Raw genomic sequence first — 13,981 nt, 5'->3', positions numbered from 1 at the left:
GGCCAGGTGCCCCAATGACACCGCCGACCTGAAACTTCCGATTCCGCCTTTCCTGACCCGGCCCATTGCTGGAGGCACTCCCTGTACCCCTAGGCCACTCCGATCCTGCAACAATCAGAACAGCCCGGCCCCTTGGTCATGTGCAGCCCCTCCTCGGGGCGGCGCATCATAGAAGGCTGAAATATAGAAAGGTTCAGCTTCTATTATGTGACAGTGCATGACTTTTCATCCGTACCGGGTGCAAACCCTCAGTACCAGTTCGGGTCACGCCTCAGCTGCTCCTTCAACATTGCCTTCATGCCATCATCCGGCTCACCCAGCCAGCGGTACTGCGCATGGCGAGTGGGCGACTTGTCGTTCGGCAAACCTTCGGGTACTTCCACGAGCATCCCGTAGGCATCGTCCTTGTCCCAGCTGAATGCCACGATCAGGCGCTTGTAAGTGCAGTTGTCCTGGCCTTCGCACAACGGGCCGACCAGGTATTTGTCGCCATCCTCGGTAACGGCGGACATCTGCTGCTGGGCACTGCCGGTCAAATTGACTACCCAATCGGGCAGGCGTTCCTCGCCTTTGATAGTGTCCTGCCAGGTTTCCCGGTACTCCGGGTCCGAGCCGAGTAGCTGGTCGACCCGGACCTGGCCGTCATTGGCCGCCATTGCCGTCGCGCTGCCACCCAGTAACAGGGCGGCAGCCAAGGCTGTCCAACGCTTGCTGCCCATCTTCAACCTCGTCCACGTCCAAAGAAGAAAGAGGCTACGAACAGCACCAGGAAGACGATGAACAGAATCTTCGCGATACCCGTGGCAGCGCCCGCAATACCACCGAAGCCCAGTACGGCGGCGACAATGGCGATGATGAGGAAAGTGATAGCCCAACTCAGCATGGTGGTTCTCCTTTCTTTTTCGGAATCGGTCCGGCCGGCGATCAGAACACCCAGCGATCCTGGGGTACGACATTATTCAGGGTGGCCGGTGAGCCAGTGGCCTGCCCGGTTGGCAGCGGGTCGGCGGCTTTGATCAGGGTGTTGGCACGGGTTGCCTGAATCTGCGTCAACAGGGCGGTCTGCGCCGCCACTTGCTCGGCCAGGCGCGCGGTCTGCCAGCTGTAATAGAAGAGGCCAGCGGCCAAGGTCAGCAGCAGCGCCAGGCCGAGTGACAGCATCTGGCGCAGGGGCAGTGCGGCGTTCTGCGAGCGGTTGACGGATCTGCGGTTCATGCCGGCTCCTCCTGCTGTAATTCTTGTTCAAACCTGAACAGGTAATTGCAGCCTGCGTGCCAGTCTTTCTCCGGAATAAAAATCCTTTTAAATCAAAGCTTTGCGAACATTGCGCAAGATCGGAAAGGACGTATCCTGCACGATGCCGCACTGGCCGTCGTGCGAATTGCACGATCAGCCCTCGACCTTGGTCGCCACCTTGAGCAGGTCGGCATCCACCCCGCGCACGCCAATGATCTGCCGGGCGATCTCCACCGCAATGGTTTTCTGCTCGCTGCTGACCACCTCGCCCGACAGCCGAACCAGGCCTTCTTCGCTTGCCACTTTCAGGTTCAGGCCATCGAGGTTGCGGCTGAAACGGTAGCTGTTCTGGATCTTGTCGATGATCCAGCTATCGCTCGGTTGCGGCCCGGTCGGCGCTCCCACCGGGTTTTCCCGGGCCTTGGCCATGGCGGCGGTATCGAGGCTGACCAGGTTGTTGACCAGGTGCACGCCCTCGGTGGTGCGCGCTACCACCCCTGCCAGCTCCTTGGCCTCGGCACTGTCCACCTTGCCGCGCAGGGTCACTACACCTTCGCTGCTCTGTACATCTATAGGCGCCTTCTCGGTGGTGCGACTCCAAAGCAACCGCGCACGGATCACTGCGGCCAAGGTGGCATCCTCCAGGCGCTGAGCGTAGGCACGCAGCTCCAGCGGGCGCTCCACCAGCCGGGCATTGACCCGCAGCTGGTTGTCCACGTGTTCGATGCCACGGGTAGCCAGGGCTACATGCTCGGCCAACCGGCGCTCGACGTCGTTCTCCACCTCACCGGAAAGCCGCGCCTGCTTGCCGTCCACCTCGACCTCGATACGGAACGGGTCGAGCATGCGGTTCAGAGACAGGGCAGTTTGCAGGGCCCCCTCCAGGCGGGCGTCCTGCACCGGGTCGGCGAATACCGGGGTGAACACCGGCAACAAGGTGGCTGTCAGCACGGCGGCGCGGATAGACAAGGACATGGCAGGGCCTCCTTTTGTGAAGCAAAAGCTGAAAATCCTCGCAACCAATGTGCCATCGACGACCTCTAAGGAAATCATCGGGATATCGCGGCCTAAAGGCGCTGATGGGCCATTGGCTAGCATGCAAAGGACAGGTTCCTTCACAATGGACCATGCAACTTGCCCGATTTTTCCCACACTAAATGAAGATCTATCCCAAAGGAGCGTAGGAAATGGAATCAGCCCAGGACAACCAAGGCCGCATTCTGCTGGTGGATGACGAGTCCGCGATCCTGCGCACCTTCCGCTACTGCCTGGAGGATGAAGGCTATAGCGTGGCCACGGCCAACAGCGCCGCCCAAGCCGAAACCCTGCTGCAGCGACAGGTATTCGACCTATGCTTCCTTGATCTGCGCCTGGGCGAAGACAACGGCCTCGATGTGCTGGCGCAGATGCGTATTCAGGCGCCCTGGATGCGAGTAGTGATCGTCACCGCGCACTCGGCGATCGACACGGCGGTGGACGCGATCCAGGCCGGTGCCGCCGATTACCTGGTCAAGCCGTGCAGCCCCGACCAGCTGCGCCTGGCTACCGCCAAGCAGCTGGAAGTGCGTCAGCTTTCTGCTCGCCTGGAGGCCCTGGAAGGTGAGGTTCGCAAACCCAAAGACGGCCTCGACTCGCACAGCCCGGCGATGATGGCGGTGCTGGAAACCGCCCGCCAGGTCGCCACCACCGATGCCAACATCCTTATCCTGGGCGAATCGGGCACCGGTAAAGGTGAGCTGGCCCGAGCCATCCATGGCTGGAGCAAGCGCGCGCGCAAAGCCTGCGTGACCATCAACTGCCCATCGCTGAACGCCGAGCTGATGGAAAGCGAGTTGTTCGGCCACACCCGCGGCGCCTTCACCGGAGCCAGCGAAAGTACCTTGGGGCGAGTCAACCAGGCTGATGGGGGTACGCTGTTCCTCGACGAAATCGGCGATTTCCCACTCACCTTGCAGCCCAAACTGCTGCGTTTCATCCAGGACAAAGAATACGAGCGCGTCGGTGATCCGGTCACTCGCCGCGCCGATGTGCGTATCCTCGCCGCCACCAACCTCAACCTCGAAGAGATGGTGCGCGAAAGCCGCTTCCGTGAAGACCTGCTGTATCGCCTGAACGTCATCACCTTGCACCTGCCGCCGCTGCGCGAGCGCAGCGAAGACATCCTGACCCTGGCCGACCGCTTTCTCGCCCGCTTCGTCAAGGAATACTCCCGGCCTGCCCGCGGCTTCAGTGATGAAGCCCGCACGGCCCTGCTCAACTACCGCTGGCCCGGCAATATTCGAGAATTACGCAACGTGGTGGAGCGGGCCAGCATCATCTGCCCGCAGGAGCGTGTGGAAATCAGCCACCTGGGCATGGGCGAGCAGCCGGCCAGCAACGCCCCGCGTGTCGGCGCAGCGCTGAGCCTGGATGAACTGGAACGCGCCCATATCGGTGCGGTGCTGGCCGCCAGCGACACCTTGGACCAGGCCGCCAAGACCCTGGGGATCGATGCCTCCACCCTGTACCGCAAACGCAAGCAGTACAACCTGTGAGGTGGCCGCCCATGAAGCTGCGCACGCGGCTTTTTCTCAGCATTTCGGCGCTGGTCACGGTGGCCCTGCTCGGGCTGCTGCTGGGCCTGGTCAGCGTGCTGCAGATGGCTACGGTGCAGCAGCGGCTGGTGCGCGATACCACCCACGCCCTGGAGGTAGGGCTGAAATTGCGCCAGAACCTTGGCGAACAGCTGACCCTGATCCTTGATGAAGACACCGCCCCGGAGAGCCTGCGGCTGCTGCAGGACAACTTTCAGATGCTGCTCAACCAAGGGCTGGAACAAGGCGGCGAGCGCACGGGCTTCAGCAAGGCCAGCAGCAATTACCAGGCCTTCCTCCAGGCCTACCGCGATAGCCCGGCGCCGGCCCGTAGCATGGGCGTGGAGCAGCCCCTGGGCGCCGCGTTCAACCAGGTGCGCACCGACCTGATCGAATCGCACAAGGAGGCCCTGGAACACATCACCCGCAGTGAGGAGCACACCCGCGACCATGCCCTGCTGGTCAGCGGCGTACTTGGCCTGATGGGCCTGGTGGTTCTGGTCCTGGGCTTCATTACTGCGCACAACATCGCCCGGCGCTTCGGCCAGCCGATCGAAGCCTTGGCCCAGGCGGCCGATCAACTTGGCAAGGGCAATTTCGACGTCACCCTGCCGGTCACCCAGGCCACCGAACTGAACCAGCTGACCCGCCGCTTCGGCTTGATGGCAGAAGCCTTGCGCAAGCACCAGGCCACCAACGTCGACGAGCTCCTGGCCGGCCAGCAACGCTTGCAGGCAGTACTGGACAGCATTGACGATGGCCTGCTGATCATTAACCGCCAAGGCCGCCTGGAACACCTCAACCCAGTAGCACAGCGCCAGCTGGGCTGGACCGACAGCCGTGTCGGCAGCAGCCTGGCCGAAGCCCTGCAGCGCCCGGAGCTGGAACAGCAGCTACGCCAGGTGCTGCGCGGCGGCAATCTGGACCGCCAGCCGGACGACCTGAGCATTGAGGTCGATGAAGAAACGCGCCTGCTCGCCTACAGCCTTACCCCGGTCAGCCATCCCCAAGGGCCGATCCTTGGTGCGGTGATGGTGCTGCACGATGTCACCGAGCAGCGAGCCTTCGAACGCGTGCGCAGCGAGTTCGTGCTGCGCGCTTCCCACGAGCTGCGTACCCCGGTGACCGGGATGCACATGGCCTTCGGCCTGTTGCGCGAGCGGCTCAGGTTCCCCCCCGAAGCGCGCGAGCATGACCTGCTGGAAACCATCGGCGAGGAAATGCAGCGCCTGACCCAGTTGATCAACGACCTGCTCAACTTCAGCCGCTACCAGAGCGGAATGCAGAAGCTCGACCTGGCCCCGTGCGCCATCGACGAGCTGCTGGAGCGCGCACAACAGCGCTTTGCCGAACCGGCGGCGCACAAGCAGATCGAGTTGATCACCGAACTGGAGCCGCCGCTGCCGCGTATCCAGGCCGATGTCACCCAGCTGGACCGGGTGCTGGATAACCTGTTGCACAATGCCATCCGCCATACCGCCAGCGGCGGGCGTATCCGCCTGCACGCACGACGGCATGCGGAACGGGTGATCATCAGTGTCGAAGATAACGGCGAGGGCATTGCCTATGGGCAACAAGGCCGCATCTTCGAACCCTTTGTCCAGGTAGGGCGCAAGAAAGGCGGCGCGGGGTTGGGGCTGGCCTTGTGTAAAGAGATCGTGCAGCTGCATGGCGGGCGCATGGGCGTGTTTTCCCGGCCAGGGCAGGGGACCCAGTTCTACATGGCGCTGCCGGTCTGACGGCTCGTGACACGCCCCCTGTAGGAGCGGCCTTGTGTCGCGATGGGCTGCGCAGCAGCCCCCTGCGATTTATGCACTGTGGCCTGGATCCTGGGGCTGCTTTGCAGCCCATCGCGACACAAGGCCGCTCCTACAGGGATCTCGCAAGCCAGCAGCAATCGCTCAATGCTCAACCCGCCGCGGCAGCTGTCCGCGGGTCACCAGTTCGGCAAACTGCCGGGCATTGAGTGGCCGCGCAAACAGCCAGCCCTGGCCATAATTGACCCCTTCGCTGTTCAGCAGCACAGCCTGGTCTTCACACTCGATGCCTTCGGCAATCACCCGCAAGTGCAGGTCATGAGCCATGCGGATGATATGCGGGGCAACACCGCTGCTGGCGGCATCGTGCCCCAAGGCATCGATAAAGGCCTTGTCGATCTTCAGGCAGTCCACTGGCAGGGTCTGCAGGTAGGCCAGGCTGCAGTAGCCCGTACCAAAGTCATCGATCAGCACCTGATGCCCCACCGCGCGCAGCGCCTGCAGGTTGTCGCGGGCCACCACCACGTCGATCAGCCCGCGCTCAGTCACTTCGAAGGCAATCTGGCTGGCCGCCACCCGGTGCAACGCCAGCAAGCGCGCCGCCACCCGGCCAATGCGCGGCACCATCACATCGCAGGCCGCCAGGTTCACCGAAATGTACAAGTTTGGGTGCGAGCGCAGCAACTGCCCGAGTTGCTCCAGCACACGCTGCAGGACAAAGTCGGTGATCTGCCGAATCTGCCCGGTGTTCTCCGCCAGCGGAATGAAGAGGTCCGGGCTGGTCAGGGTGCCATCCGGGCGACGCCAGCGCACCAGGGCCTCGGCCCCCACACAGCGCCGGCTGTCGAGCTCGAAGATCGGCTGGTAGAGCACCTGCAGCTCGCCGCGGCGCAAGGCATTTTGCAGCTCCGAGCTCATCGAGCGCCGCTGCAGGATCAGTTGCAGCACCAGCCAACCGATGCAGCAGGCCGCCAGTACACTGCCAGGGAACAGCAGCCAGAGCATGCCGTTCATCCTCAACGGCAGGCTCGCCCGTGGGGCGATCAGCACCAACTGGTAATCCGGCGACTTGGTTGGCATGCGATAGATCAGGCGGTCGCTGAGTTCGAGCAGCGCCTTGTGGCTGGTCGACCAGGCCGAGGGCGGCGGCCATACCTGCGGTGGGCCCAGCACGGGGATCGCCCGGGTGCCGTGGTCCAGCACCACCACCAGGCTTCCGCCCGGTGGCAGGTCGACTACATCGGTCAGGTGCCCACGGGAGGTGGACACCACGAACTTGCCCCGCCCCAGCATCAGCGCGGCCAGGTTCTCGTTCGGTTCGGTCGTGGTGTTCAGCCAGTAGCTGTAGGTCGGCCCCTGGATATCGGGGGCGCGCAACGGCTCGAACGCGCGCTCATCACCGCGGTTGGAGCACACGACATCACCGTCCACGTAGGCGGCTTCATAAATGAAGCGTGAACTCAGGCCTACCTGCTGCAATGCCGTCAGCATCGCCGGGCTGCAGCCGCGCAAGGGCTGCGCCTGCAGCAGGTCGACCCCTTCGCGCAACTGGCCGAACACCTGCTCGAGGCGCTCGAGAAAGCGTTCGCCCTGGGCATTCATCTGTGCACTCTCGCTTTGCTTCATCTGTTGCAAGGCAATGCCGATGCTGGCAGAGAGCAACAGTGCCGCGCTGGCCAGTGCTGCCAATGTGGCCAGCATCCAGGGACGGTAAAAAATTTGGCGCAGCAAGGCGATGAGGGCTGACATCGAAGGCATCCGGTTGATAACTAAGGTATAGCAACTGGATCAGGAATCACCTTCGCCGTTGGGCGCTTCGTTTCCTTGTTGGGATATTGGCCACCTCCCAAGGCTGCGCTGTCGCGCAGAGAACTCGGTATGCAAGCGCGACACGGACCCTGTGGGAGCGGGCGTGCCCGCGAAGAAGTAAACGCGGTGGCTGGCACCGGCTACGCCGGTGTTCGCGGGCGCGCCCGCTCCCACAGCGTCCGCGTAGCCTCGCTGACGGCTCAACGCATCCGGTTGAGCACTTGCAGCATCGCCGCCGTCTGCGCATCCGGCATGCCATCGAAGCGCTGCGGGCGGAAACGCATCTGGAACGCGGCGATTACATGGCGGGTGGCAACATCCAGTACCCCAGTCTGCTCGAGCGCATAGCCAAACCGCGCCAGCTCCTGCTGGTACCAGCCAACGCTCGGCGGGTTGACGCTGAAATAGGCCTGCTGCCGTGCCACGGCATTGGCGTCCGGCCAGACACCCAGCCCGGCGTCGGCCAGGCGCTTCCACGGGAACAGCGGCCCCGGGTCCAGCTTGCGCAGCGGCGCGATATCGCTGTGGCCAATGATGTGCCGTGGCTCGATATTGTTACGTTTGACGATGTCCTTGAGCAGCGCGATCAGTGACTGGACCTGCGCTTCGCTATAAGGGTGCCAGACCCGGCCATTCGGCGTGTCGGTGAAGCCCGGGTTGACGATTTCGATACCAATGGAGGATGAGTTCAACCAGGTTCGCCCCTGCCACTGGCTATCACCGGCATGCCAGGCGCGGCGGCTTTCATCCACCAGCTGGTACACCGTCGCCGGGCCGTCACCGATCAGATAATGGCTGCTTACTTCGCCATGGGTGAGCAACGCCAGGGAACGCTCCAGCGAAGCATTGGTGTAGTGCAGGACAACGAACTGGATGCGGTTGTCCTGATTGGCCGAAGGGTGGCTACGGTCGATGCGCAGGCCCGTCGAGCAACCGGCGGCAGTCAACAGCAGGAAGGAAATCAGGGTTTTCTTAAGCGTGGAAAGCACGTCAATAGCCTCAGCGAATGAGCGCTACAGTATAACGTGCTCGCCAAGGGGCGTGCTTGCCGCGAGTCTGCGGCTGGCGGCTATGCCTGTTCCACGCGATTGCGCCCCAACTCCTTGGCCCGGTAGAGCGCCGCATCTGCGCGCTTGAGCACCTGGTCACCGCGCTCGCCAGAACGGAATGCACCCAGGCCGATGGATGTGGTGATCACCACCCTTTCGCCCTTGAAGTGGAACGGGCATGCCTCGACCGCGGCCCGCAGCGCCTCGGCCATCTGGGCGGCTACGGCCGGCGAGGTCTGCGGCAGCAGCAGGACAAACTCCTCGCCGCCAAAGCGGGCGATGAAATCACGGCTGCGCAGGCGCTTGCGCAACTGGTCGGCGACGATCTTCAGTACCTTGTCCCCGGCCAGGTGCCCATAGCCGTCGTTGATACGCTTGAAATGGTCCAGATCGAGGATCGCCATCGCCAGATGACCGCCGTGCGCCTGCCATTCGAGTATTTCCCGCTCGACCCGCTCGCTCCACGCCGCGCGGTTGGGCAGGCCGGTAAGGGGATCGAGCAGGGCCTTCTGGCGCTGCTCTTCCAGGTGCTCGCGGTAGCCGAGCGCCTCCTGCTCCATGTTCGCCACCCGTTCCGACAGCCCTTGCAGGCGCCCCGCCAGCTCCTGCTCGCGGCGATCGCGCTCGTGCTTGTGCTCGTCCATGGTCACCAGCAGGCCTTCCAGGCGGTTTTCCAGAATGTGCTTGAGGCTGTCCACATCGGCGGCACCTTGCACACTGCTCTGCAGCCCATCGACGTGCTCACGCAACTGGGTATCCAGTTCGCGGGCGGCCGAGCTGTTGTCGGCATGACCGGCGCTGGCCTCGTGCAGGTGGCTCTGGAAACCTTCCAGCCGTTCGTTGAGCTGCTGCAGGTAGGTTTCGAATTCGTGCTGGCCGCTGTCAGTGATCGCCAGCATGAGCACCGCCAGGTCGTCCAGCACGGGGATCAGCTCATACCAGTTCAAGCCGCGGGCCACCCGCTCGCGCATGTTCAGTGCCTGGGCCTTGTGCCGCTCCGGCAAGCTGAGGTCATCGAGCAGACCGATCAGGGTATGCTCGATGTGCGCGGCGACCTGGCTGTAAGGCGGCTCTACCGCGTAGGGCAGGGCATAGGGGCCGTCTTCGCCGAAGCTCTCCTCGAGGGTTTGTACCGGTTCTGCTTCAGCCGGCGGCTCGCTGGCGGCAACTTCCGGGGCTGGCTCCAGTTCGGCCGTTTCGATCAACGCCGGGCCAGCAGCCTCCAGCTCGGGTGTGGGCGCCACGGGCACCTCGACAACAGCTGGCAGCGGCTGCAGCGCGTCCACGTCGTCGGCATCGACCCTGCCCGGCGCCACCTCGGTAACAGGCAGCGCCACAAGGGCTGGCTGGCCTTGCGCGTCATCCTCGCGGCTACCGAACAAACGCTGCAGGAACCCGGGCCGGGCGTCTTCTTCCGACTTGCCCAGCGCTGACAGCGCACGGCCCTGCAAGCCACTCAACTCACCTAGCAACGGCGGCAGGTCGCGGGACTGGGCCACGCCACCGTCGAGCTTCTTCGCCAGTTTTTTCAACGGCCGCGATACATCGTTTGGCAGCGGCAGGCCTTGCAGTTGAGCGACCAGCGCGGCCAGCGCATCGCTGACCTGATTCATGCGGGTTTCCCGGCGGTGCTCGGAGTCCAGCACCGCTTTCTCAAGGCGCGGAATGAGCCCGGCAAGGCCGGCATCCATGTTGTCGCTGCGGATGACCTCGCGCATTTCCTTCATGCACTCGTCCACTACCTTGTCGCTGCCTTCGGCAGCCAGGGTGCTGCGTACCAGGCCGCGGCGCAGCAGGTCGAGACGGGCGTCCCAACGGCGCTCGAGCTTTTCCTGCTGCTCGATGCTTTTCAGGTATTTTTCTTTCCAGCGCTCAGCGTCTTCAGTCATGCCCGGGTCCGCAAACGGTGATGGCAATTAGCTCAGGACCGGCAGCGTATCCACAGTCAATGCATCAGGCAATCGAATCTCGACAGCAACGGGAAGGTGGTCGGAAATCGGCTGCGCCAGCACCTCGACACGCTCCAGCGTGAGGCTTGGGCTGAGCAGGATGTGGTCCAGACAACGCTGTGGGCGCCAGCTGGGGAAGGTGGCCTCGACTTGCGGAGCAATCAGGCCCAGGTCGCGCAACGGTGAGTGCTGCAGCAGGTCGGTAGCATGAGTATTCATGTCACCCATCAGCACCTGGTGGCGGTAGCCGCCAATCAGCTCGCGGATGTAGCCCAGCTGCAGGGCGCGGGTCTTGGCGCCGAGGGCCAGGTGCATCATCACCACGATCAGCGCATCTTCACCCTCGCCAAAACGCACCAGGATCGCGCCACGCCCAGCCGGGCCAGGCAACGGGTGGTCCTCGAGCAACTGCGGCTTCAGGCGGCTGAGCACGCCATTGCTGTGCTGGGCAAAACGGCCAAGGTTGCGGTTGAGTTGCTGGTACCAGTAGGGGAAAGCGCCAAGATGGGCCAGGTGCTCGACCTGGTTGACGTAGCCCGAGCGCAGGCTGCCGCCATCGGCCTCCTGCAAGGCCACCAGGTCGAAGTCGCCCAACAGTTGGCCAATCTTCTGCAGGTTGCCGGCACGCCCGTTGTGCGGCAGCAGGTGCTGCCAGCTGCGGGTCAGATAATGCCGGTAGCGCTCGGTGCTGATGCCAACCTGGATATTGAAGCTGAGCAGCCGCAGGCGACCATCCTCGGGCAGGCCAGGGGCCTGCAGGTGATGTTCGTTGACCTGCGGCTGGTGCAGGCCAATGCCACGCGCGGTTCTGAAGCGGCGCATGGGTAACGCCGCTTACTTAGCGGCGCGCTCCTTGTCGATCAGTTGGTCGGCAACGTTCAGTACGCCTTCCGGCCCGCCGGCGGTACCCAGGTCGAAGCGGTACTTGCCGTTGACCACCATGCTCGGTACGCCGGTGATCTCGTACTTCTTCGCCAGTTCCTTGGCCTGGTTGACCTGGCCTTTGATGGCGAACGAGTTGAAGGTGGCGAGGAACTTGTCCTTGTCCACGCCCTGGGTGGCGAGGAAGTCGGCCATGTCCTGCGGGTCGGTCAGGCGCTTGCGCTGGTTCTGGATGGCATCGAACACAGCGGCGTGCACCTTCTGCTCGACGCCCATGGCTTCGAGGGTCAGGAACATCTGGCCGTGGGCATCCCATGGGCCACCGAACATGGCTGGCACGCGCTTGAAGTTGACATCCTTGGGCAGTTTCTCGACCCACGGGTTGATGGTCGGCTCGAAGTGGTAGCAGTGTGGGCACCCATACCAGAACAGCTCGACCACTTCGATCTTGCCAGGCACGGAAACCGGAACAGGGTTGCTCAGCTCGAGGTATTCCTTGCCGGCGACAGGCTCGGCGGCCTGGACGGCAGTCATACCGAGTACGCTGGCAGCGACCAGCGCGGCGCTGAGAATCAGTTTACGCATGCTTTACTCCTGGGCAGTCATTGGTCGCCACGACGCGACCTGCACTGAGACAGGCCGGGAAGGGGCCGAGTTCTGTAGTGTAACGGCTGCGGACGGAAAAAAGGGCGGTCCGGCCGCCCTTTAATCATTGGCCTGCAACATTAACTGAAAGTTAATGCAGCCCCTGGATGTAGCTGGCCAACGCCTCGATGTCGTGGTTGCTCAGCTTGCCGGCGATGGTGCGCATGGTCATGGCATCGCCATCGTTGGTGCGGTTGCCTTCGCGGAAGTCGGTGAGCTGCTTGGTTACATACTGCGCGTGCTGCCCCCCCAGGTGCGGGAAGCCGGCCAGGGCGATACCCGCGCCGTTCGGCGAGTGGCAGCCGGTGCAGGCAGGCATGCCTTTTTCCAGGTCACCGCCGTTGAACAGCGCCCGGCCGCGTTCGACAAGCTTGGGATCGGCGGCGCCCACGCTGCCTTTCTGGCTGGAGAAGTAGGCGGCGATATCGGCCAGGTCCTGGTCGCTGAACGCGGCCAGCATGCCGGTCATTTCCAGCACGGTTCGCTTGCCCGACTTGATATCGTGCAGTTGTTTTTCGAGGTAGCGCTGGCCTTGGCCGGCCAGTTTCGGGAAGTTCGGTGCCAGGCTGTTGCCGTCGGGGTTGTGGCAGGCGCCACAGACGGCAGTCTTGGCCTGGCCGGCGGCGGCATCGCCTTTGACGGGTTGCGCAGCAGTGGCCGCACCTGCGACACCCAGGGTCAACAGCAGACTCACGACTAGTTTGTTCATCAGCTAATCCAACACGGCTAAGGGTGAAATGTTATGTATCGGGACTGCCACTCATCCAAAGGATGACCAAACGGTAGTCCTCGGCACTGCAGTCCATGCACAATCCACGCGGCGGCATAGCCTTGAAACCCTGGGTCACGTGCTTCACCAGTACATCCATGCCTTGCGCCAGCCTTGGCTCCCATGCTGCCCGGTCACCCTGCCTGGGTGCCTGTGGCAACTGCCCGGCGTGACAGGCCGCACACGTGCGGTTGTACAACACCTCGGGATCCTGTGTAGCCTGTGCGCTGTAAAACGGCAGGAACATACCGACAGCAAGCAGCCATTTCGCCATGCGGAACGACCTTCAGGGTTGGGGGCCGCGCTGCGTTCTGTTGCGCGAGCTATTGTTCGACACCCCATGCCCGTTCTCCTTCGCCGGGAGAATGAGCACACAAAAACTGGGGCATTATATACTTCCGCCATCCAAACGGAAACGACACCGCTTGCCAGGCTCGGGCCCAAAGAGTCAGGCAACACCCACATCGGATATCCCATGCAAGTCAAGAACCCCATCCTCGGCCTCTGCCAGAAAGCCAAATTCGCCCTCAGCGCTGCCAAGGTCGAACAATGCCCGGACGACCAGGGTTACGAGGTGGCTTTCGCCGGCCGCTCCAACGCCGGCAAATCCAGCGCCCTCAATACCCTGACTCATGCCAGCCTGGCGCGCACCTCGAAAACCCCCGGGCGCACCCAGCTGTTGAATTTCTTCAGTCTGGACGATGAACGGCGTTTGGTCGACCTGCCGGGCTACGGTTATGCAAAAGTCCCGATTCCGCTCAAGCAGCACTGGCAGAAACACCTGGAAGCCTACCTGGGCAGCCGGGAGTGCCTGCGTGGCGTGATCCTGATGATGGACGTGCGCCACCCGATGACCGACTTCGACAAGATGATGCTCGACTGGGCCAAGGCCAGCAGCATGCCGATGCACATCCTGCTCACCAAGGCTGACAAGCTGACCCACGGCGCGGGCAAGAACACCCTGCTCAAGGTGCAGTCGGAAATCCGCAAGGGCTGGGGCGATGGCGTGACCATCCAACTGTTCTCGGCGCCCAAGCGCCTGGGCGTGGAGGAGGCCTACCGAGTGCTGGCGGACTGGATGGAGCTGGAAGACAAACCAGTAGCCTGAGGCCTGCATCGTCCCCTCCGGGGGACGTTACTGTGGGAGCGGGCGTGCCCGCGAAGAATCCAGCGCGGAGCATGGCCTGGGCTTCGCCCAGGTTCGCGGGCACGCCCGCTCTCATCAAACAAAATGCAACCCACTGTTTTTTAAGCACTCAGGCAGCCACCAGTTGATACCCCAGTTTCCGGGCTTTGCGAAGCAAAGCCCGGA

The 13,981-nt window shown here is 63.1% G+C and carries 13 protein-coding genes and 1 pseudogene; 3 read left to right on the top strand and 11 right to left on the bottom strand.

The window, feature by feature from the left end; translation table 11 throughout:
- Positions 1-248: 248 nt before the first annotated feature.
- From CAF70_RS24750 to CAF70_RS24735, 4 genes are all read right to left on the bottom strand, one after another.
- Positions 249-719 (bottom strand): inhibitor of vertebrate lysozyme family protein, encoded by a 471-nt coding sequence (locus CAF70_RS24750; RefSeq protein WP_085627247.1) that lies wholly within the window; start codon positions 717-719, stop codon positions 249-251.
- A 2-nt stretch (positions 720-721) separates the two neighbouring features.
- Complete coding sequence (locus CAF70_RS24745; protein ID WP_003252966.1) at positions 722-883, bottom strand: DUF1328 domain-containing protein; 162 nt, start codon at positions 881-883, stop codon at positions 722-724.
- Positions 884-924: 41 nt separating this feature from the next.
- On the bottom strand, positions 925-1,215 hold the full coding sequence (locus CAF70_RS24740; RefSeq protein ID WP_085627246.1) for a hypothetical protein: 291 nt from the start codon (positions 1,213-1,215) through the stop codon (positions 925-927).
- 174 nt (positions 1,216-1,389) lie between these two features.
- Positions 1,390-2,211: a BON domain-containing protein gene (locus CAF70_RS24735; RefSeq protein ID WP_085627245.1), complete on the bottom strand. Its 822-nt coding sequence runs from the start codon at positions 2,209-2,211 to the stop codon at positions 1,390-1,392.
- A 212-nt stretch (positions 2,212-2,423) separates the two neighbouring features.
- Between CAF70_RS24735 and algB the strand changes: the two genes are divergently transcribed.
- The gene (algB, locus tag CAF70_RS24730) at positions 2,424-3,770 is read left to right on the top strand and encodes a sigma-54-dependent response regulator transcription factor AlgB (protein ID WP_085627244.1); all 1,347 of its coding nucleotides are present in this window, start codon (positions 2,424-2,426) and stop codon (positions 3,768-3,770) included.
- A gap of 11 nt (positions 3,771-3,781) precedes the next feature.
- Positions 3,782-5,548, top strand: coding sequence for a KinB sensor domain-containing domain (locus tag CAF70_RS24725; RefSeq protein WP_085627243.1), 1,767 nt, complete (start codon positions 3,782-3,784; stop codon positions 5,546-5,548).
- 162 nt (positions 5,549-5,710) lie between these two features.
- Here the strand turns inward: CAF70_RS24725 and CAF70_RS24720 are convergent, their stop codons facing one another.
- From CAF70_RS24720 to CAF70_RS24690, 7 genes and pseudogenes are all read right to left on the bottom strand, one after another.
- Complete coding sequence (locus tag CAF70_RS24720) at positions 5,711-7,315, bottom strand: EAL domain-containing protein (RefSeq protein WP_085627242.1); 1,605 nt, start codon at positions 7,313-7,315, stop codon at positions 5,711-5,713.
- Between the two features lie 260 nt (positions 7,316-7,575).
- Positions 7,576-8,364, bottom strand: coding sequence for an N-acetylmuramoyl-L-alanine amidase (locus tag CAF70_RS24715; protein WP_085627241.1), 789 nt, complete (start codon positions 8,362-8,364; stop codon positions 7,576-7,578).
- An 80-nt stretch (positions 8,365-8,444) separates the two neighbouring features.
- Positions 8,445-10,313: a GGDEF domain-containing protein gene (locus CAF70_RS24710; RefSeq protein WP_085627240.1), complete on the bottom strand. Its 1,869-nt coding sequence runs from the start codon at positions 10,311-10,313 to the stop codon at positions 8,445-8,447.
- A gap of 27 nt (positions 10,314-10,340) precedes the next feature.
- A pseudogene (locus tag CAF70_RS24705) lies at positions 10,341-11,173 on the bottom strand (endonuclease/exonuclease/phosphatase family protein).
- A 34-nt stretch (positions 11,174-11,207) separates the two neighbouring features.
- On the bottom strand, positions 11,208-11,840 hold the full coding sequence (dsbA, locus tag CAF70_RS24700; RefSeq protein WP_085627238.1) for a thiol:disulfide interchange protein DsbA: 633 nt from the start codon (positions 11,838-11,840) through the stop codon (positions 11,208-11,210).
- Positions 11,841-11,991: 151 nt separating this feature from the next.
- Complete coding sequence (locus CAF70_RS24695; RefSeq protein WP_003256951.1) at positions 11,992-12,609, bottom strand: cytochrome c; 618 nt, start codon at positions 12,607-12,609, stop codon at positions 11,992-11,994.
- Positions 12,610-12,640: 31 nt separating this feature from the next.
- Positions 12,641-12,943, bottom strand: a complete 303-nt coding sequence (locus CAF70_RS24690; RefSeq protein WP_046615268.1) for a cytochrome c5 family protein — start codon at positions 12,941-12,943, stop codon at positions 12,641-12,643.
- A 201-nt stretch (positions 12,944-13,144) separates the two neighbouring features.
- Here CAF70_RS24690 and yihA point away from each other — a divergent pair, with 201 nt between their 5' ends.
- Positions 13,145-13,777, top strand: a complete 633-nt coding sequence (gene yihA, locus CAF70_RS24685; protein ID WP_015268478.1) for a ribosome biogenesis GTP-binding protein YihA/YsxC — start codon at positions 13,145-13,147, stop codon at positions 13,775-13,777.
- The last annotated feature ends 204 nt before the right edge of the window (positions 13,778-13,981 follow it).

Origin of the sequence: Pseudomonas sp. B19(2017), assembly GCF_002113165.1 — a bacterium.
GTDB lineage: Bacteria > Pseudomonadota > Gammaproteobacteria > Pseudomonadales > Pseudomonadaceae > Aquipseudomonas.
The sequence above is the reverse complement of the archived record's forward strand: the minus strand, read 5'-3'. Positions and strand labels throughout refer to the sequence as shown.